This window comes from Lentibacillus kapialis (assembly GCF_014646635.1).
GTDB lineage: Bacteria > Bacillota > Bacilli > Bacillales > Amphibacillaceae > Lentibacillus > Lentibacillus kapialis.
This window is the reverse complement of record NZ_BMNQ01000033.1, coordinates 16844-38200: the sequence shown is the minus strand read 5'-3', so window position 1 is coordinate 38200 and position 21357 is coordinate 16844. Positions and strand designations below refer to the sequence as shown.

General features: G+C 43.3%; 17 protein-coding genes and 1 riboswitch. Of the genes, 10 read left to right on the top strand and 7 right to left on the bottom strand.

Annotated features, from left to right (window positions below; genetic code table 11):
• Positions 1-207 (top strand): hypothetical protein (locus tag IEW67_RS18180; protein WP_229671779.1); only part of this gene is annotated, 207 nt, incomplete at its 5' end.
• 275 nt (positions 208-482) lie between these two features.
• Here IEW67_RS18180 and IEW67_RS11455 read toward each other — a convergent pair.
• The 4 genes from IEW67_RS11455 to IEW67_RS11440 form a co-directional block, all read right to left on the bottom strand.
• Positions 483-1829, bottom strand: a complete 1347-nt coding sequence (locus IEW67_RS11455; RefSeq protein WP_188633211.1) for a glucose-6-phosphate isomerase — start codon at positions 1827-1829, stop codon at positions 483-485.
• Between the two features lie 202 nt (positions 1830-2031).
• Positions 2032-2418: a S1 domain-containing post-transcriptional regulator GSP13 gene (gene yugI / locus IEW67_RS11450; protein WP_188633210.1), complete on the bottom strand. Its 387-nt coding sequence runs from the start codon at positions 2416-2418 to the stop codon at positions 2032-2034.
• Positions 2419-2534: 116 nt separating this feature from the next.
• The gene (locus IEW67_RS11445; protein WP_229671777.1) at positions 2535-3560 is read right to left on the bottom strand and encodes a potassium channel family protein; all 1026 of its coding nucleotides are present in this window, start codon (positions 3558-3560) and stop codon (positions 2535-2537) included.
• 113 nt (positions 3561-3673) lie between these two features.
• Complete coding sequence (locus IEW67_RS11440) at positions 3674-4237, bottom strand: thioredoxin family protein (protein WP_188633209.1); 564 nt, start codon at positions 4235-4237, stop codon at positions 3674-3676.
• 183 nt (positions 4238-4420) lie between these two features.
• Between IEW67_RS11440 and IEW67_RS11435 the strand changes: the two genes are divergently transcribed.
• The 3 genes from IEW67_RS11435 to IEW67_RS11425 all read left to right on the top strand — a co-directional run bounded on the left by IEW67_RS11435 (position 4421) and on the right by IEW67_RS11425 (position 11625).
• A complete protein-coding gene (locus IEW67_RS11435) occupies positions 4421-5476 on the top strand; it encodes a M20/M25/M40 family metallo-hydrolase (RefSeq protein ID WP_188633208.1) in 1056 nt (351 codons plus the stop codon).
• Positions 5477-6061: 585 nt separating this feature from the next.
• Positions 6062-10462: a S8 family peptidase gene (locus tag IEW67_RS11430; RefSeq protein WP_188633207.1), complete on the top strand. Its 4401-nt coding sequence runs from the start codon at positions 6062-6064 to the stop codon at positions 10460-10462.
• Between the two features lie 208 nt (positions 10463-10670).
• Positions 10671-10820, top strand: a riboswitch (FMN riboswitch).
• Positions 10821-11034: 214 nt separating this feature from the next.
• On the top strand, positions 11035-11625 hold the full coding sequence (locus IEW67_RS11425) for an ECF transporter S component (RefSeq protein WP_229671775.1): 591 nt from the start codon (positions 11035-11037) through the stop codon (positions 11623-11625).
• A gap of 135 nt (positions 11626-11760) precedes the next feature.
• On the opposite strand, the gene IEW67_RS11420 is transcribed toward IEW67_RS11425, so the two are convergent.
• The 3 genes from IEW67_RS11420 to IEW67_RS11410 are packed head-to-tail and all read right to left on the bottom strand — an operon-like array spanning position 11761 to position 13452.
• Positions 11761-12105 (bottom strand): TraR/DksA C4-type zinc finger protein, encoded by a 345-nt coding sequence (locus tag IEW67_RS11420; RefSeq protein WP_188633205.1) that lies wholly within the window; start codon positions 12103-12105, stop codon positions 11761-11763.
• Between the two features lie 5 nt (positions 12106-12110).
• A complete protein-coding gene (locus IEW67_RS11415; protein WP_188633213.1) occupies positions 12111-12482 on the bottom strand; it encodes a hotdog fold thioesterase in 372 nt (123 codons plus the stop codon).
• Between the two features lie 40 nt (positions 12483-12522).
• Positions 12523-13452, bottom strand: coding sequence for a 1,4-dihydroxy-2-naphthoate polyprenyltransferase (locus tag IEW67_RS11410; RefSeq protein WP_188633204.1), 930 nt, complete (start codon positions 13450-13452; stop codon positions 12523-12525).
• A 176-nt stretch (positions 13453-13628) separates the two neighbouring features.
• Between IEW67_RS11410 and IEW67_RS11405 the strand changes: the two genes are divergently transcribed.
• The 6 genes from IEW67_RS11405 (at position 13629) to IEW67_RS11380 (ending at position 21355) form a co-directional block, all read left to right on the top strand.
• Entirely contained in the window at positions 13629-15014 is a 1386-nt protein-coding gene (locus IEW67_RS11405; protein WP_188633203.1) for an isochorismate synthase, read from the top strand.
• Between the two features lie 4 nt (positions 15015-15018).
• Positions 15019-16758: a 2-succinyl-5-enolpyruvyl-6-hydroxy-3-cyclohexene-1-carboxylic-acid synthase gene (menD, locus tag IEW67_RS11400; protein WP_188633202.1), complete on the top strand. Its 1740-nt coding sequence runs from the start codon at positions 15019-15021 to the stop codon at positions 16756-16758.
• A gap of 40 nt (positions 16759-16798) precedes the next feature.
• Positions 16799-17599, top strand: coding sequence for a 2-succinyl-6-hydroxy-2,4-cyclohexadiene-1-carboxylate synthase (gene menH / locus IEW67_RS11395; protein WP_188633201.1), 801 nt, complete (start codon positions 16799-16801; stop codon positions 17597-17599).
• 36 nt (positions 17600-17635) lie between these two features.
• Positions 17636-18454: a 1,4-dihydroxy-2-naphthoyl-CoA synthase gene (menB, locus tag IEW67_RS11390; RefSeq protein ID WP_188633200.1), complete on the top strand. Its 819-nt coding sequence runs from the start codon at positions 17636-17638 to the stop codon at positions 18452-18454.
• 508 nt (positions 18455-18962) lie between these two features.
• Positions 18963-20420: an o-succinylbenzoate--CoA ligase gene (locus IEW67_RS11385; RefSeq protein WP_188633199.1), complete on the top strand. Its 1458-nt coding sequence runs from the start codon at positions 18963-18965 to the stop codon at positions 20418-20420.
• Positions 20421-20524: 104 nt separating this feature from the next.
• Positions 20525-21355, top strand: coding sequence for an ABC transporter ATP-binding protein (locus IEW67_RS11380; protein WP_188633198.1), 831 nt, complete (start codon positions 20525-20527; stop codon positions 21353-21355).
• Positions 21356-21357: the final 2 nt, after the last annotated feature.

Here is a 21357-nt window from a genome sequence, read left to right as displayed (position 1 = left end):
CCGGCTACGACACTTAAAAGTTATCATGTGGATTCGGACTACCTGGACTGCCCAACAGCGGGGTGCGCAAAAACACACAGTATTGGGTATTGTGATATTCTCAAATTTTATACTTTCTTATCTGATAAAAAAAAGCAAGGCTTTATCGCCTTGCTTACAGGGGGAATACGAGAAAGTCTTACAGTTATAGTATTACCCCGTCATTAAAAATATAAACATAATCTGACAAAAAAGGTGAGATATTTTTCTTGGCAGTTAAGAAAGTATAAATTATTTCTTACTGCATAAGTGCAACTAAGGCTATCGCCATTAAAGCTTGGCGATAAGCCAAGTTTTCTAATAACGTCAGAAAGTATAAATAATGGGTGACCTTATAAGAAACGCTTCGGCATTCGCTATAAGACGAGGCGAATGCCAAGTTTTTCTAAAAGTGGGATATTTATCCGCTGTTTGTCCGCCTTTTGAGGATTGTATCAACCATTTTACAGACGTCTCTCTAAATTTTCCTTTTTATCTTCAAACCCAGGCTTGCCTAAGAGAGCAAACATATTTTCTTTATAAGCTTCAACACCTGGCTGGTCAAAGGGATTGACCCCCAGAAGATAGCCGCTCACCGCACATGCTTTTTCAAAAAAGTAAACGAGATAGCCAAATGTGTACGCATCGAGTGCCGGAGCTTCAATTACAAGATTCGGAACACCGCCGTCAGTATGCGCGAGCAGGGTGCCTTGGTATGCTTTAACATTGATTTCATTAAGGGATTTTCCAGCCAGATAATTGAGGCCGTCTGCATTGTCATTGTCAGCTTCCAAGGTCATATCCTTACCTGGCTTGTTCACACGCAGGACCGTTTCAAATAGGTTGCGTTTTCCATCTTGAATGTATTGCCCCAGTGAGTGCAAATCGGTTGTAAAGTTGGCTGAAGCGGGGAATATGCCTTTATGATCTTTGCCTTCACTTTCACCGAAAAGTTGTTTCCACCATTCACTGAAATATTGAAGATGGGGTTCATAGTTGATCAGCATTTCAATATTCCTGCCTTTGTTGTATAAAATATTCCGTACAGCGGCGTATTGATAGGCTGGATTACGGTCAAGTGATGGTTCTGCCAGATCATGCATAGCCTTTTTTGCGCCTTGCATCATATTTTCGATTGCTATACCGCTAACCGCAATCGGCAGTAATCCCACTGCTGTCAGGACTGAATAGCGTCCGCCGACATCATCGGGAATTACAAACGTGTCATACCCTGCCTGATTGGCAGCGTCTTTCAATGCTCCTTTTTCCTTATCCGTTGTCGCATAGATTCGTTCTTTAGCTTTTTCTTTCCCGTATTTCTCCTCGAGGAATTTCCGGAAAATGCGGAAAGCTATTGCGGGTTCGGTCGTCGTCCCGCTTTTCGAAATAATGTTAACGGAGACGTCTTTGTTTTTAAGAACATCGAATAATTCATTAATATAGGTCGGGCTCAGATGGTTGCCAACAAACAAAACCTGCGGTGCATCGCGTTGTTCACCGGAAAGCAGGTTTTGAAATGAATGGTTCAGCATTTCTATCGCTGCCCTTGCGCCAAGGTATGATCCGCCGATGCCGATGACGAGCAGCACATCCGAATCCTTTCTTATTTTTTCAGCCGCTGATTTGATACGGCTGAACTCGTGCTCATCATAATTTTCCGGCAAATCCACCCAACCTAAAAAATTCCGACCTTGACCTGTTTTTTGGTGAAGGTGATGATGTGCCGATTCAACGTATTCTGAAAGATAATCTAGTTCTGTTTGACTTAAGAAATTCAATGCCCAATTATACGAAAAATTGATATGTGTCATGATATCCTCCTTCGTTCATCATTCTATTTTAATAAACAACCTGAATCAAGAATAGACATTCTATTAGAAACGCGGCATTCGTCTCCTCTTTAACGAGTGCCGAAGCTTTTCTTATAAGGTCAACCATAATGTATACTTTCTGATATTACAAAAAAAGAAGCTTTTCCACGTTGATGTAATGAAAAAACTCCTCTCCAGGTCACTACTTTTTAAAATTTCCTTCGCGCTCTTCAGATTGTTTGATCCATTCGTCGAGTTTGTCTTTTAACGTATTGAACCCTGTGCTTGTATCATTCTGCTGCTGCTTTGGTGCACTTTTTTGGCTGTTTTCCTGATTCTTTGGCGCTTCCTGTGTTGCACGGATTGACAATGATACCTTATTGCTTTCTGTATCCACACTTAATATTTTTACTTTAACATCATCGTCGACTGACAGGTAGTGATTAATGTCTTTAACGAACCCGTTTGTAACTTCGGAAATATGGACGAGTCCCTGCGTTTCATCATCCAAGGCAACAAATGCGCCATATGGTTGAATTCCGGTGACTTTGCCTTCTAAGATTTGACCTGTTTCAAAATTGTCTATCATGCTGAACACCCCTATAATTTTTTCGATTCATTTTACACATTTAAACATTCTAGCATAAATATTGAATCTGGGCAAAAACAATGGTTGGTGAGGAGAAAGGGAAGGTGATGCCGTTTCTATTTCCAGGCGGATAAAATAATCAGTGTGTCATCACTGTCCAGGCTTATCTCTTTAGATGGATTCATGACCCAGTCACCATCACGGATAAAACCAAGGAGCAGTTCATCACTGTTCAAAAAGAATATGACAGCCTCTTTGTACGAACTGCCCTCCAATTCCTGAGGCAATTTGATATGGGAAAATTGCTGTTCATTCAATAGAGTTAACACAGTTTCGAATGGGGGTGTGTTTTTTTTATGGAAAAGTTCATGATAGAACAATGTACTCATAAAATCATTCGAACTTATGACGGTGTCAGCACCGGCACGAATCGCATTCTCAACCTGACTGATGGTTAGGATTTCCGCATTGATTTGTACATCCTGATTATTCCCCCGTATAGCGACGGCAGCCAGAATTGTGTTAATATCAGCTTTGCGTTCTTCGGTTGTTATACCCGAACTGATCAGGACGGATTCAGCTTTTTCAATATTTGCCTGGACTAATACAGCATCTTCACTTGGTTCACCGTGGATAAAATGGACAGGGTAATGCTGGTATGGCAGTTCATTGAGTGTGCGGTCAATCATGACAATCTCCTGATGGGTATCTTTGCTTGCAATCATATCGATCAACTGTCTGGTGCGTTCATTCCAGCCGATGATAACAATATGGTTTTTGCCGTTAAAGGACACCTTTCCCTTTGATAAATCATTTTCATGATTAATCGTTGATGCTGCCAGAGTTGTAATATAAAAGGTCAGCATACCGCCGCCGGAGAGGATGAGTAAAATACCAACAATTCGGCCGGTTATTGTTATCGGAACATAATCACCGTAGCCAATTGTGGCACCTGTAACGAAAGCCCACCATACACCGTCAAAAACGGATGGAAATTCCCGGGGTTCTATCAGGTGGATGACCGTGCCGAAAAACAGCATAATCACACATACGGCAAGCAGGAGCCTGACAACAATTGGCATCCGATAGAAGACATGCTTAAATGATTCAAGATTCATATCTGTCACCTTTGCCTCTAACAATTTATCTTCCGCATATAATGGGCAGTGGGAGATAAAAACCTTCCCACTGATTAAATCATGTCCCACATCGTTAGTATTGGCAAAGGGAGTGAACACTTATACGCACCAGCCGTTTAAAGGTCTGTTCTGTCTTCGATTGTGGACTGTATACTCGCATAAACGTCCTGCCATAAATCGTGATTATCCTTAAACGTTTTTGAAATAAACAGATACATTTCTTTTGCTTTTGCTTTGTAGTCTTCATTCTTTTTGGGTGGCAGTTTTTTTGTGGATTCATCGACAAATTCTTGTATTTTGTCGGCTCTGGGCCCCCACTTAGCTACTTCATTTCCCTTATCATCGATAAAAATGAAAATGGGTATGGAGCGTGATTTTCCGTTCGTCAGATATTGATCCATTAGTTCAAGATTCTGATCGCGCAGTAAAAATTTGACCGGCATATCAGCCCGTTCCACTATGTGAAGTAAAATTGGGATATTCAACATGGCATCGCCGCACCAATCTTCTGTCAGAACAATAACGCGTAAGTTCTTTTTTGCGAGCCGCTCTATAAAGTCTTCATGTGCAGGTGGTGTAAAGTTATCGTAAATGTGTAACAGATTTTCTTTGTTTTCATCCATAGACTCAATGTAGATGTCTGGATCCATACCTTTTTCAAACCATTGATTCAAGTTCATACAGTCTACCACTCCTTATTAAACTTTTGAGTAAAGTGTACCCAATCACCGAATCTCCGTAAACAAAAGCGTTTGGTCTATCCAGTTGTGATGTGTAATAAAGCGTTCGATTCACTGTTTCACGCATTTTCTCAGAAAATCTGCTATGATTGACGTGGTTATTTTACCAAGGAGGTATTTGTTATGAATCAGGGGAACAGGGAATTTTTGATGGAACTTTTAAATACGCCCTCGCCATCGAGCAGAGAGATGGCAATTCAGAAGAAATGGATAAATTACGTAAAAAATTTTGCTGATGAAATTAGAACGGATAATGCAGGAAATGCCATTGGTGTATTAAATCCCAACGCACCATTTAAAGTACTGCTTGCAGGCCACTGTGATGAAATTGCACTTGTCATAAACCGCATTGATGATGATGGGTTTTTACATTTTGATAAAATGGGTGGCATCAACCCTAAGGCTGCCGTTGGCATGAAGGTCACAATCCTTGGGTTTAATGACCGGGCAACGGGCGTTATAGGTGTGAATGCGCAGCATCATGGCGGTCTAAAAGACGATTTCAACTTGGAGGACTTATTCATTGACTGCGGATATAAATCAAAGGAAGAAGCGGAGAAATATGTTCAGATTGGCGATTTGGCTGTTTACAAAACAGAGCCGGAAGTATTGATGGATCGCTACATTTCCGGCCGTGGTCTTGACAATCGGACAGGAGCCTTCATCATTGCCGAAGTTTTAAAACAACTTTCTGAAAAAGGCTGTAATGTCGGTGTTTATGCGGTGAGTACTGTTAATGAGGAAACAAATATGGGTGGTGCCTATTTTGCAGCAGCAGGCTTGGAACCGACAATGGCAATTGCCTGTGATGTCACATTTTCTACCGATTATCCCGCCGTTAATAAAAACAAACATGGCGATGTCAGACTTGAGGATGGCCCGGTTCTGGCAAAAGGGGCACCGGTCAACATCAAAATCAATCAATTACTGGAAAAAACCGCCCGTCAATTGAATATGAAAGTACAGTATGAACTGACACCACGGATGACAGGAACAGATGCAGATCGCATGCGAATGACCGGGCCAGGCGTGCCAGTATCGCTCGTATCACTTCCATTGAGGTACATGCACTCGCCGGTAGAAACATCCAGTCTGAAAGATATTGACGAAGAAATAGAACTTTTGGTAACGATGTTAGGCAACCTTACCGGAGAAGAAAGTTTGAATCCGCTCGATTAGAATCGAATAAAACATATGTGGCCTCAAACCGAACCAGGGTTTGGGGCTTTTAGTCATTAAGTACTGATATGAACTGACTGATTTCTAGCTCTTTTTACGTGTATGCCATATTTTTTTATCTTAAATAGGTACAAATTAATGTTAATTTATGGGAAATTCAGATGAATAAAAAGTTTACATGATTTTTAGTAGGGTCATTTACCCATTTTTTTTGCTTATATTACAAAAGGTGGCCATGGGTGAAATGAACCTGTAATATTTGAAGTATTGTTACATCAAGGGTAAAGAAGGAATGTGCAATTAAAATATTACAAATAATGGTACTTTAGTCGATGCAAAGAAATAGCATGAGCATTACTTTATAATTAATTCAGAATATTTTGATATTAAACGACACTATTCGACACAATTTTTCCTGTGAATCTATTATAGTGACAATAACATCATAGATTAGCACCCCATGCAGACATCAATGATGGACATAGACACTATTTAGGAAAGGAGGGTAGCTGCAGAAGATCCGAAATTCAAACATTGACAATCTGCGGGAACATCTTCCAAAAAATCTGAAGGGGAGGAATAAGTATGCCAAGGAAAAAGCGCCAAATAAGAGCTTTTAGTATTGTGGCATCCATGTTGATGGTTTTTTCATTGATGGCTCCCGGAACGGCTTTTGCCGAATCGGCCGAGAAAAACAACAAGCCACATGAAGCATTCAAAAACTCCCGGGAAATTGCTGCAAAGAAGGTTAACGATCGGCTTCAGAAGCAGTTCAAAGACAGTGAACAGGTAACATTTTTAGTCAAATTTAAAGAAAAGGCAGATTCCATGAAGGTAGCGAAAAGAGCCGTAAAAAAAGCCGAATCTGCTGACTTGACTGGACAAAAAGCTGAATTCATGCAGCGTTCTGCAGTTATTTCGGAACTGAAATCCACGGCAATGGAATCACAGCGGAAGGTCAAAGCATTCTTGCAAAAGGAAATTGATAAAGGCAATGCGGCGAATGTCCATTCCTATCATATTGTGAATGGCATGGCTGTAACAGCAACGAAGGAAGTTGCTGAAAACATTGCTGGTTTTGAGGAAGTTGAGAAGATTTTGCCGAATGAAACGCGGACATTGTTTAAACCTGAGACGAAAAATGCCAAGACCCCGGAATCCGAGATTACTAATGTTGAATGGCATGTGGAGCGTGTGAACGCACCGGAAACATGGGAAATGGGTATCGATGGCTCCGGAACGGTAGTGGCAAGTATCGATACAGGTGTTCAATGGGATCATCCAGCTCTTAAAGAAAGCTATCGCGGCTTTGACGCATCAACCGGTGATGTTGATCACGATTATAACTGGTTTGATGCTACTGCAGGCGAATCGGAGCCGTATGATGACTTGGGACACGGAACTCATGTTACCGGTACGATGGTAGGTCATGAAACAGATGGTTCTAACCAGGTCGGCGTTGCGCCGGGTGCTGAATTTATTTCAGTGAAAGCATTTACTGAAGCCGGCGGAACTGACGTGGATCTTCTCGAAGCTGCTGAGTGGATCATGGCACCGACAGATTCGGGAGGAAATGCGCGTGCCGATTTGGCGCCGGATGTTGTTAATAATTCATGGGGTGGCGGACCGGGTCTCGATGAGTGGTATCGGGATGTCGTTATTAACTGGCGGGCTGCTGAAATATTTCCTGAATTTTCGGCTGGTAATACTGGCCTTGGTAATCCCGGCGGTCCGGGATCGGTTGCAGCACCTGCAAACTATCCGGAATCTTTCGCAACAGGTGCAACAGACAGTGACGATAATTTAGCCGGTTTTTCATTAGAAGGCCCTTCACCATATGAAGAAATCAAACCGGATATTTCCGCTCCGGGTGCAGGTATCCGATCCTCTGTACCGGGTGATGGATATGGTTCAATGAGCGGGACATCAATGGCAGGGCCGGCTGTTTCAGCGGTTGCTGCGCTACTGCGTCAAGTGGACAGCAGCATTACGGTTGATGAAATGGAGCAGGTTTTGATGAACTCGGCTATTCCATTAACCGATGGGACGTATCCTGAGTCCCCGAATAATGGGTTTGGCCACGGATTGGTTAATGCTTACGACGCTGTCTCTGCTCTGCAAGAGGGAATTGGTACGATTGAAGGTCAGGTGACAAAGCAAGGAGAAGACAATGAGGCACCTGTCTTTGATCATACTGCACCGACTGAAACATATGCCGGAATGGGTCTCGATTTGAATGTTCAAGCCAGTGACAATATCAGTGTCGCATCGGTCGAATTGCAATATCAAGATAAAAACGGTGAGTGGCAGACGATTGACGCTGACCGTGTATCCGGCGATTTTAAAGAAGGTGCGTATTTGGCAACGATTCCAGGTGAGCAAATCACTGAAGATGCGCTGACATACAAATGGACTATCCGCGACTTTGGTAACAATGATGTGACGAGCGATGATTATACCGTTAAGGTAAAACCGGGAATTTCAACCGGCTATTCAGAGGATTTTGAAAACACCCCGGCAGGCTGGACCATATTTGGCGAGAACAGCAATTGGGAGTTAGGGGCGCCAACATCCGGACCCGGTAAGGCAGTATCAGGAGAAAATGTTTATGCCACTGGGCTGGATGGCGACTATAACAGTGATATGAATGCGACACTTGTTATGCCGCCAATTGATATGCCCGAGGGTGAAGCATATCTGCAATTTGAACAATGGTATAACCTTGAAAAATATGATTCAGGTAGAGCATATGACTTTGGGCATGTGTTTGTTTCAACAGACCAGGAGGAATGGACACAGTTAATGCAAGTGGAAGGTAAAACAGATGGATGGGAAAGTGCTGAAGTTGATTTGTCAGAATACAGCGGTCAGCGCATCTATATTGGCTTTAATGTGACAACGGACGGAAGTGTTACACGTGATGGCTGGTATATCGATGATGCTGCTTTATCGGATACTTCACAGAGCAGCAAGGTATCCAAAGGCAAGAATGGAAAAGAGAAAGAGAATAGCGGAAACAATAATCGTTTATTCACCGGTATTCATAACGGAAACGGTCTGGGATTAGGTGTTATCAAGTCGGGTGAAAAAGCCGGTTTAAAAGAAAAGGTGGATCCGGATAAAATAAAACCTGCTTTACCGAAAAAAGAAGCACCACCTGCAAAAGAAGGTAATGTAAATCCTGATTTGCTACCGATGAACGCTGAAGTAAGTGTGTTGGAGAGCGGCAGATCGGTCGCAACTGACCCGGCTACAGGTGAGTATTCAATGTCTCATGCTTCCGGTACATTTACATTGAAAGCTGAGTCATATGGGTTTGAATCCAAAGCGCAAAACATTACACTAGAGGCCGATAGCACAGTGCAGGCCGATTTCACGCTTGATGAAGTACCGCAGGCAACAGTGTCAGGAACCATTACCGATGAACAAACAGGTGAACCAGTTGAAGGGGCTACCGTTTTGCTTAAAGAGGATGCAAACGTGACTCCTGTTGAATCCGATGAAAATGGCAACTATTCGATCACAGGCTATGAGGGCACCTATACGTTAAAAGTGATGGCAGCCGATTATCACAGTAAAGAAGTCGATATCATGCTTGATGATGAAGTAGAACAGGACATCGCATTAGAACCTTTCTACACGTATCCTGGCGGCGAAATTGGTTATGACGATGGCACTGTTGAAAACGCCCGTGCATATTATGATGCAGGCAACAAATGGGCCGTTAAAATGTCCCTGCCAGGGGGAGAAGACTCAGCTGTTGTAACAGATGGCGTCTTCCAATTCTATAACACGGAATTCCCGAATCCGGGTGGTACTGAATTTGCGGTTGAAGTATGGGATGCCTCCGGAACAGACGGTATGCCTGGTGAGAAAATCGCAGGTCCTGTCGAAGCAGAAGCCATCAGGGATCTTGATGAGTGGACAGTTGTTGACTTGAGTGAGCATAACATCACAGTAGATGACGATTTCTATATGGTGTATGTTCAAACAGGTGACAACCCGAACGTCCCTGGACTTGCAACGGATGAAAGCAGTCCAAATGCTGAACGCAGTTATCAGCAGGTCAGCGGTACTTGGTCACAGTCGCCGTCTGATGAAGGGAACTATATGATCCGCTCACGCGTCAGCTATGAGGTTGAAGCTCCGGTTATTACTGCACCGGAAGCAGGGCTGATAACGAACGGGTCGAGTGTGACGGTTGAAGGAACAGCTTCGCCAACGACGACGGTTCAGCTGCTGAATAATGGTGAGGAAACTGGTGCAGCTGAGGTTGGTAACAGCGGTGAATTTTCAATCCCGGCAGACCTGACTGAGGGCGCAAATGAACTCAAAGCGGTTTCGGTGATGGACGGGGCTCAAACAGGTGAGTCAGAGCCTATTACTGTGACATTGGATACAGCTGCCCCTGAGATAACGGTTGAAAATCCTGAAGATGGGGATAAAACAAATCGTGAAACCGTAACTGTTGAGGGAACTGTTGAAGATGCCAACCTTGACACGGTTGATGTCAATGGACGCGAAACGGATGTAGCTGAGAATGGTTCTTATTCACAGCGGATCCTGCTCGACAATGGCGAAAATAAAATTGACGTAACAGCTACTGATATGGCAGGCAATACCGCAATAGAAACGGCTAAAATAGATGTGGATTTTGTTGCACCTAAAATTGAGAATTTAACACCGACTCATGACAAGAACTTGGCAGCCGGTGAAAGTGTACGCATCGAATTTGATAGTGAACCGGGACAAGATGCGACATTCTTCATCCATATGCCACTGACAAATGCCACTTCCAGGCTATCCAATGCAACTGAACTGCCATTGATGGAAATGGAAGATGGACACTATGTCGGTTACTGGACGGCTACTAGTAATGTTGTGGGAGAAGGAGCCGCCATTGAAGTGAAAGTTGTCGATGCATTTGACAACGAAACACGTCAGACAGCAGAAGGCAAATTATTCATAAATACTGACGATGAATAATTTGGACTTGTCATAAACAAACGCCCCGGGGTATCTGATGCCGCACTTCGGGGTGTTTTATGTTTTACAGTCTTTCTGATTTTTTTGTATTCCTGGATACATCACGTAGATGATAACAATACGTACTGACTATTTTAAGAAAACGGAATTTATCTCTTTTCAAATGCACCTCTTCATTGTATAATGTAGTTAAAATAACATATCGATTCTACATCTTCGGGGCAGGGTGCAATTCCCGACCGACGGTAAGGAGTATCGTAAGGTGCTTCAAGTCCGTGACCCGCTTTATCAAGGAACAGCGGTGGATCCGGTGTAAGTCCGGAACCGACAGTTACAGTCTGGATGGGAGAAGATGACAAGCCGAGAAATTGGTGTACTTATGTACCTTGATATTTCTGTTAAATGATACCCTAAAGCCCCGAATAGGTTTTAGGGTTTTTTATATTGGGAATGCGGGTTTGCCCAGGCGGATTAAAAATATTATTTAGGTTTGTGGCAGCTTGCTAACAGACGGCTCACCCTTCATCAACAATCAAAGATGTGAATCGATCAGGATGAGGGAGGAAATGAACTTGCAAAAGAATGATCAATCATCACCTTTGCTGAAGCTTATCATTGTGGCATTATTAGGAACGATTTCACTCGTGTTGTTTTTCTTGAATTTTCCATTGCCTTTTCTGCCGCCATATTTAAAGATTGATTTCAGTGAAGTGCCGGCACTGATCGCTGCGTTAATCTTTTCGCCTATAGCCGGAGTTGCTGTAGAAGGGATCAAAAATTTGTTGTATCTCATTATTTCAGGTGCAGGCGATCCGATTGGCGTTGTTTCAAATTTTGTTGCAGGCATTATGTTTGTTGTACCTGTTGCGTTTCTTTATCACAGATATAAAGGGACGAAAAGCATTATTTCCGGATTGGTAAGCGGAACAATCATTATGGCGCTTGGCATGAGTGTGCTCAATTATTTTGTGATACTACCGGCATACGCATGGTTTATCGGAGCACCCGAAATGGCTGGAGAATCTGTGAAATGGGCTGCAGTAATGGCCGGTATATTCCCGTTCAATCTTATAAAAGGCATCGTCATTGGTGCATTGTTTGTTCCATTATTTATTAAAATGAAAACCTGGATTGAACAAAAACAAACAAATATGGCAGCTTAACTACAGTAAATCGGGACTGTCTTTATAGGCAGTCCCATTTTACTATAATTTTAAACGTAGGCTATTAGTGCGTGTTCAAAAAGGAGGATAAAAAGAGCCTTAATAAAAAAACTGTCACACGGGAGAGTCATGTCGTTATTGTTCGTCAACGCGGTATCTTGCTGTTGGTTCGGCTTTAAGCCGCTCTTCCGGTATAGGTTTTCCGGATTTTTCACTTATCCCGAATGTGCCATTCTCAATGCGTTCAAGCGCAGATTTAATTTCGTCAAGGTGTTCAGACCTTGCTCTGTTCATTCCGGCTTCCTTTTCTTGTTCGAATTGTTCGGTACCCATATCGCCCGGATGATTGTCGTAATCGGCCAAATCGCCGGTAGCATCATTTGGGCCTGATTCATCTTCTGTTTTCATTTTCAATTCTAACTCGTTTTTCATTTCCAGCAGCAGATTTTTGAAGTGTTCTTGCTTTTCCTCGTTTAACAATGGATTTACTCCTTTCTTTTCCTAGGAACGATACCAATTGTACAGCGTGATATACCTATCAGGTCATTCTGTTCATCGGTTATCCTGATATTCCATACCATTGTCGTCGTGCCCTTGTGGACAGGTTCTGCCGTGGCCGTTACAATACCGCTGCGTTTGCTTTTGATATGATTGGCGTTAATTTCCATGCCAAATGGAATGAACTCTTCCTGATCGATGTTCAATAATGCGCCCATGCTGGCAACTGATTCTGCCAAGGCGACATTAGCGCCGCCATGCAAGAATCCGGCAGGCTGATGTGTCCGGTGATCAACTGGCATGTTCATGACTACGTGGTCTTTTTCAAGTGTTACGATTTCAATCCCAAGGGTTTCCATTAATGTGTTCTCGAAGTCCAATCATTGTCATCTCCTTGAATTAGATAAAATTGCTGATTAAGAGTGAAACGCCCAGCAGCAAGCCATACAATGTATTGGTTTTGCCTGTTGCAGCCATTGCCGGCATCATCTCCAATGGTTTCGTTTTACCCTGGAATTTCCTGATGACGTCAGTGGCCTTTATAATACTTAAAAATGCTAGTACAGACCATATTGGTAGAACGCCTGTAAAAATGTATGCTGCTGTCAGTAAATAGGCAATAATAAACATTGTTGCCAGGAAGCGTACAGCATTTTGTCTGCCAAGCAGGATGGCTATCGTTTTTCGTCCGTTTGCTTTATCGCCATCCAGATCACGAATATTATTGGACAGCATGATAGCACCAATAAAAATGGCAACCGGGATAGACATCAAAATGACAGACGTTGTTATGACTTGTGTTTGGATATAGTAACTGATGCCAATAATTACTGTTCCCATAAGGAAACCGGAAAACAATTCTCCAAATGGTGTGTAAGCAATCGGAAAAGGTCCTCCCGTATACAAATAACCGAAAAGCATGCAGAATAAACCAATGACAGCAATCCACCAGCTTGATTCCAAGCAGATGTACACTCCGAGCATGATAGCAATTCCGAAAAATGATAACGCCAATCCCAGCACTTTTTTAGGGGCAATGCCGTCACGGACAATGGTTCCGCCAATACCAACTGATTGCTCATTGTCCAGTCCTCGTATGAAATCGTAATATTCGTTGAACATATTTGTCGCCGATTGGATTAGGATGGAGGCCAATAGCATTGCAAAAAATAATAATAGATTTATTTCATGACTGGTGAGCGCAAACATTGTTCCTACAAATACCGGAATAAAGGAGGCAGTCAGCGTATGCGGCCGCAAAAGCCGCCACCAGATCTGGAGACCGCCTCTTTCATTAAGTTCTTCTTTTATGGATGTTGTGGTACTCAAAATTCCCCTCTCCTTTATACGTGTCACTATAAGTTTAGGCAATTGATTAAGGGGTGTCAATCGGGAAAAATCTGCAAGTGAAGACGATTAAATAGATTTTCTTGAGGAACCAGTAAAAAAAGAATAAAATAGATGTGATACTTTGTAAGGGCATAATGGTACGGAGGTTAAAACAGATGATAGATGTAAAAGAAACATCCCTTAAATCAATGCTTGACCGAGCTATAAATGAAGCAAAAAACAATCAGTCATCACCCTTGTTGAGTATGACGAAAAAAATACATGATATAAATCCGCTGCGATTCTTTGAAGCGGCAGAACAACTAGCGATGAATCGAAGCTTTTGGTCAGCAACAGCTGAGACGTTCTATATTGTCGGCGCAGGCAGTGCATGTGATTTGGCGGATGGGGCCAAGACGATTGAACAAATGGAAGAAAATTGGCAAAATCTGCTTGCTGAGGCAATTATCCACAATCCTTATAAGACTTCTGGCACTGGACTACTGACACTTGGCGGGATGTCATTTGATCGTGCGGAACATAAATCAGAACGATGGAAAAACTTCAGCCATCTTTCGTTTATAATTCCTGAATTTATTCTAACAAAGAACGACGATAGTTGTTATCTAACCATTAATATTCGGGTAAGAGAAGATGATCATCCGGGACAGCTTGCCGAACGGATGAAACGGATGGAAAGAACGCTGCTTGACAGTTCAGTTAGTCTCCCTAGGGCGCTCAGTATCAAATCAACCGAGGACGTTGCTCCTAGTGAATGGAAACAGACCGTCAAATGTGCTGCTGATTATATAAAGCAACATCACGCAGATAAAATTGTCCTGGCACGGGAACTTCAGGTGAAACTGTCAGACGAGGCACACATAACACCGATTTTGCGTGGGTTGATTGAAACCCAGACCAACAGTTATGTGTTTGCATTTGAACGAGGCGAGGATTGCTTTCTCGGAGCTTCCCCTGAGCGGCTGGTCAAGCAGGATAAGGATAAAGTTTTGTCCACTTGTCTTGCAGGGACCGCTCCGCGCGGGAAAACGCAGAAAGAAGACGCCAGAATTGCAAATTCGTTATTGCATGACGAAAAAAACCGAAGTGAACATGACTTCGTTGTGAAAATGATCAGGCAGTCAATGGATCATTACTGCTTTAACGTAGACGTTCCGGAAAAGCCTGTTATCTATCCGTTAAAAAATCTCCAACATTTGTACACGCCTGTTACAGCAACGCTGAGGAAATGGCACAGTATTTTTGACATTATTGGCAAACTGCATCCGACACCAGCTCTTGGCGGTGTTCCAAGGGAAAAGTCACTTGCTTTCATACGCAATCATGAGCGTCTGGATCGTGGCTGGTATGGTGCTCCGGTCGGCTGGCTTGACAGTAATTTCAACGGCGAATTTGCGGTAGGCATCCGATCGGGCCTGGTCCAGGGTGATCAAGTCTCATTGTTTGCCGGCTGTGGTATCGTAAGGGATTCAGATCCGGAAGAAGAATACGATGAAACAAATATTAAATTTATGCCGATGTTGTCTGTATTAGGAGGGTGAAGCAATGGATCATACAGAAGAACTGACACGCTTCACGGCGAATTTCGTAGACGAACTTTCCCAGAGCGGGCTGACTGATGTCATCATTTCCCCTGGCTCACGTTCAACGCCGCTTTCGATGACGATAGCTGAGCATCCCAATTTGGACCATTGGGTTATTATTGATGAGCGTTCAGCAGCTTTTTTTGCGTTAGGTATGGCAAAGAAGAAACAGCGTGCTGTCGCTATTGTATGTTCATCCGGAACAGCGGCAGCCAATTACTTTCCGGCAATCGTCGAGGCATATTACAGCCGTGTGCCACTGGTTGTACTGACTGCTGACCGTCCCCATGAATTACGCGATACCGGGGCGCCTCAAGCGATCGACCAAATTAAACTGTACGCTGATTATGCCAAATGGTTTCATGAGATGGCATTGCCTGAAGCAGACGAAAAAATGCTGGCTTATGTACGCAGTAAAGCATCCAGAGCGGTTAATACTGCAAATGAAGGCAATCCCGGGCCGGTTCATTTGAATTTCCCTTTCCGCGAACCGCTGATCCCTGATTTTTCTTTGGGTAATTTATGGGGAGATAGGAACAAGGGGCCATTCTATGCTAGAAGTGAAGGGACACGGAGGCTTGATGAGGAACAGATTGAAGAGCTCTGCAACAAACTGCAGTCATTTCAAAAGGGGCTGATTGTTTGTGGTCCACAACCGGATCCGACATTTGCCGCTGCGGTAACCGAACTTGCGGCAGAATGGCAGATACCGATTCTTGCCGACCCATTATCACAGGTGAGAGCAGGTAAGCATCATAAGGATTTAATTATTGAAAGCTATGATGCAATTTTAAGAAATGAATCCATTAGGGGACAGTTGAAGCCGGATTTTATCATTCGATTTGGAGCGATGCCCGTTTCCAAACCATATCTTTTTTATGTTAAAGAGAATGGCAGCATCCCTCAATTTGTCGTGGAAAACACAGCCGGATACCGTGAACCCGCGGGTAATAAAACTGAAATGATTTACGCGGATGCGACATTACTGTGCAAAGATATGGCGCAGATAACGAATGGGGACCCATTCGATATGGACTGGCTGCACACTTGGCAGGAAATGAATCGGATTGCTAAAGATTATTTAATGAATACTGATGATACGTATGTCGTCACAGAAGGGGGAACTGTCCGCTGTCTGTTGGAGATGACCCCCGATGACAGCATCATCTATGTCGGCAACAGTATGGCCGTAAGAGATTTGGATACATTTTTTGTGACTTCCTCTAAGTCACTTGAGATCCTGTCAAACCGGGGAGCCAATGGAATCGATGGTATGGTTTCAAGTGGAATGGGAGCTGCTTCCACTGGCGCCCCTGTTACATTATTGCTGGGTGATTTATCCTTTTTCCATGATATGAACGGTCTTTTGGCTGCTAAATATTATGGTCTGAATATCACGATATTGGTTGTAAACAACAATGGTGGAGGTATCTTTTCATTTTTGCCGCAAGTTAACCACGAAACGCATTTTGAAGCGCTATTCGGTACACCGCTTGACCTTGAATTTGAGCAGGCAGTTAGCATGTACGGCGGTACCTATCAACAGCCTGCGAATGAAGCCGAATTGCAGCAAGCCTTGGAGAAAAGTTACCATTATAACGGTTTGTCTGTCATAGAGGTAAAAACAGACCGATCAATTAATTTAAAATGGCATCGTGAAAAATGGCGTCAAATTGAAGATTCACTCTTGTCCTTCATGTAACAGAGATAAGTTTTCGCAAATTAAAAAAAGGAATGATGATGTGTTTTTGGCAGTGAATGGTATACAGTACTGGTATGAACTCAATGGTGAAGGGGAGCCGGTTGTGCTATTGCACGGTTTCACTGGAACTGGTGCAACATGGGAAAAAATTGTCGTGGAGTGGATGCCAGATTTTCAGACACTCACAATTGATTTGCCTGGTCATGGCAAAACAAGACCGGGCCAAGCCAAAAGCATGGAGAATTTCTGCAGGGATTTAGCAGCACTGCTGGATGAGCTGTATTTGGAAAAAGTACACCTTATAGGATATTCGATGGGGGGGCGGACGGCATTGTCATTCTCAATGTATTACCCTGAACGGATAAAGTCCCTGACATTGGAAAGCGCCTCGCCGGGAATCGATGATGAAAAAATGCGGAAGAAGCGGCATCAGCAGGATGTGAAATTGGCTGAGTGGATTGAATCCGATGGCATTAAAGCATTTGTTGATTATTGGGAGAAGCTCCCGCTTTTTGAGTCGCAGAGGCATTTGCCTGAATCAATAAGGGAAGAAATCCGTCATGAGCGACTGTCACATTCACCGGGCGGACTTTCGGAGTCTCTACGTTTTATGGGGGCAGGAGCACAGTCTCCCTGGCAAAAAGAGCTTCCTTGTATACCATCACCGGTTTTACTTCTGTCCGGGGAGTATGATAAAAAATTCATTGAAATCAATCAAATGATGGAAAGACTTATTCCATCAGCCGAGCACACAACCGTTCAACATGCCGGGCATGCAATTCACGTGGAACGGCCGTCGATTTTTGGTAAAATAGTAACTGGATTCTTGAAATCTGTCTAAACATAGTATTTGGCCATGAATTAAAGGAGGAGTATAATGACTGTACAATGGGAAGAAGCAAAAAAGTACCAGGAAATCATTTACGAAAAATCAAATGGCATCGCCAAGGTGACTATGAACCGTCCGGAAAAACGTAATGCGTTCACGCCGCTTACTGTCAACGAAATGATTGACGCATTCGCGGATGCACGTGATGATTCCTCGATCGGTGTTATCATTTTGGCCGGCGCAGGTGATAAGGCGTTTTGTTCCGGAGGTGATCAATCTGTAAGAGGACATGGCGGATATGTTGGTGATGATCAAGTACCACGCTTAAATGTTTTGGATTTGCAGCGTCTGATGCGTACGATTCCGAAGCCCGTCGTAGCCATGGTTTCAGGTTATGCAATCGGTGGCGGTCATGTTCTGCATGTTGTTTGTGATCTGACGATTGCTGCTGATAATGCCATTTTCGGACAGACCGGTCCGAAAGTGGGAAGCTTTGATGCAGGGTATGGCGCCGGCATGCTTGCACGCATGGTCGGTCATAAACGTGCACGGGAAATCTGGTATTTGTGCCGACAGTACACTGCTGATGAAGCATATGAAATGGGATTGGTAAATACGGTTGTGCCGCTTGATAAACTAGAGGATGAAACATTGCAATGGTGTGAGGAAATGCTTGAGAAATCGCCTACTGCTCTTCGTTTCCTGAAAGCATCGTTCAATGCGGATACAGACGGACTTGCCGGCCTTCAGCAAATGGGCGGTGACGCAACATTACTATATTATACAACTGATGAAGCAAAAGAAGGCCGTGACGCATTTAAAGAGAAACGGAAGCCGGATTTCAAACAGTTCCCGCGTTTTCCGTAATAGTTAAACTTCGAAAACCTTTGCTGTTGTACAGCAAAGGTTTTCGATTTATAACCTCAGAAAGTATAAATGATGGATGACCTTATAAAAAAACTTCGGTCCCCGCTATAAGACTTCTAGGAGTCTTAGACATAATTAAGATATACAATGCTAAAGACGAACGATAATCCGCTTAAGCGGAGGAAATATACGTAGACTCCGCGGGAGGAAAGGCCTCGGTGAGACCCCGCAGTGCGTCAACACGAGGAGGTTCACCAGCCGCCTTAAGGTGCGCGAAGTATATTCCCGTAGCGGGTTATATACTCTAACTAGTTCGGATTTTTCCTTATCAAAACTACTTTTGTCCAAGCCTCCTAGGCCTGAGTTTTTCTAATAACGTCAGAAAGTATAAAATATGGATGACCTTATAAGAAAAGCTTCGGCATTCGCTATAAGACGAGGCGAATGCCGAGTTTTTCTAAGCGTTTGCTGTTAGCATTGAATTTAATTACGAAAGCAGGTAGTTGATATGACTGAAATTATTCCACACTGGCTGACAAAACAGGCTGATCTTGCACCAGAACAAACAGCCATTGAATTAACGAATGGGACAACGTATACGTTTCTGGAGCTAAAAGAAAAAAGCCAGTCATTCGCCCGTAAACTGCAAACTTTGGGAGTACGGAAATCGGCTAAAATCGGCATTCTCTCAACAAATCATATCGATATGGTGATCGCCATACACGCGTTAAGCTATCTTGGAGCTGTGGGCGTTATGCTTAATGTCCGCCTCACAGAAAAAGAATTGAATTATCAACTGAACGATGCCGGGGTTGAACTCGTACTTACGCAGGATAACGAAAAGATGCTTGACTCAAAGATAGCGTCATTTTCTGATGTCTGGAATCTCCATGGAACACAAAGTGAACTTAGCTCGGAAATACATCTAAATGAGATATTCACGATTATTTACACTTCCGGAACGACTGGTTTTCCAAAAGGGGTTATGCATACATATGGCAACCATTGGTGGAGCGCTGTAGGCTCAATGCTGAACCTTGGTCTCAGCAAACATGATAAGTGGCTGGCGGCTCTGCCGATGTTTCACGTCAGCGGTTTATCAATTCTGTTACGGAGTGTCATTTATGGGATTCCGGTTTTTATGCTTGAGAAGTATGATAAACATCAGTTTCATGAGGCACTGATGAAAAAAGGTGTCACCATTGCATCTGTTGTTACAATGATGCTCAGGGATCTGATCAGTCAGTTGGGTGATGACCGTTATCCCGAAACGCTCAGATGCTTGCTTCTGGGAGGCGGACCAGCCCCTGAATCATTGCTTGAGAAGGCAAAGGACTATCAAATCCCTGTTTTTCAATCATACGGCATGACGGAAACGTCGTCGCAGATTGTAACCCTCAGTCCTGGAAAAGCTCTGGAGAAAATTGGCTCATCCGGCAAACCGTTATTTCCGGCCCAATTGAAAATTAATGCTCCAAAAGCCCAAATTGGTGAAATATATGTTAAAGGACCGATGGTTACCAAGGGATATTTCAATAACGCAGACGAGACCAGAAAATCATTGGAAGACGGATGGCTAGCAACTGGTGACTTGGGCTATACAGATGCGGAAGGGTTTTTATATATCGTGGATCGGCGAAAGGATTTGATTATCTCCGGCGGTGAAAATATTTACCCGAGTGAAATAGAAAAAACACTTTCGGCGATGGAAGGGATCCGTGACATCGGAGTTATCGGTAAGGCTAATGGTACATGGGGACAGATTCCGGTAGCTTTTGTTGCAGTCGAGCATTCGACTGTATTGACAGCGGACAATATTCTAACATTTGCCGAAAAACATCTTGCCAAGTATAAAGTACCAAAAGAAATTTATTTTTTAAATCAATTGCCTCGAAACGCATCAAATAAATTAGTGCGGCATCAATTAAAAGATCATCTTACTGATAATGATTTTCAAAGTCATTGACTTACAGCTGAAAACTAATTAAACTGTAAAATAGAACATATAAATGTTATATACGTTTATAAAATGCGTGTGATATATTAAGTTAAGCATAGGGAGAGGTTCCGATGCAGACGCTATCAGCGAAGGATTTGACACTTGGATATGGTGACGACGTCATAATCGATGATTTAAACATAAATATTCCTAAAGGGGAAATCACAGTCTTTATTGGCAGTAATGGCTGCGGAAAATCCACGTTGCTACGTTCACTGGCGCGCTTGCTGAAACCAAAAGGCGGCGGTGTAGTGCTTGATGGGGAAAATATTGCCAAAATGGGCACGAAAGATGTGGCAAAAGAACTTTCTATTTTGCCGCAAGGGCCAGCAACACCTGATGGTCTGAGTGTAATGGAGCTGGTTAAGCAAGGCCGGCACCCTTATCGGGGTTTTTTGAAACAATGGTCAAAAGAAGATGAAAACGCCGTCCATAATGCACTTGATGCAACGAATATGCTGGAATTTAAAGATCGTCCGGTTGATTCGTTATCGGGAGGACAGCGGCAGCGCGCATGGATTGCTATGACGCTTGCGCAGGAAACGGACACTATCCTGCTCGATGAGCCGACAACATATCTTGATATGACTCATCAGATTGATGTTCTTGACCTGTTGTTTGATTTGAATGAAAGGGACGGGCGTACGGTCGTTATGGTACTGCATGATTTAAATCTGGCCTGTCGCTATGCCCATCATATTGTTGCTATTAAAGATAAAGGTATTTATGCACAGGGACGGCCGGAAGAAATTGTGACATGCAATTTGGTGCATGAAGTATTTCAAATGAAGTGTGATGTAACCTTTGATCCCATGTTCGGGACACCGATGTGTATCCCGCATGGAAGAGGGCGCTGTATATTTGCTGATAAAACCGGTTTGCAGCAGACTGCTGCGAACTGAAT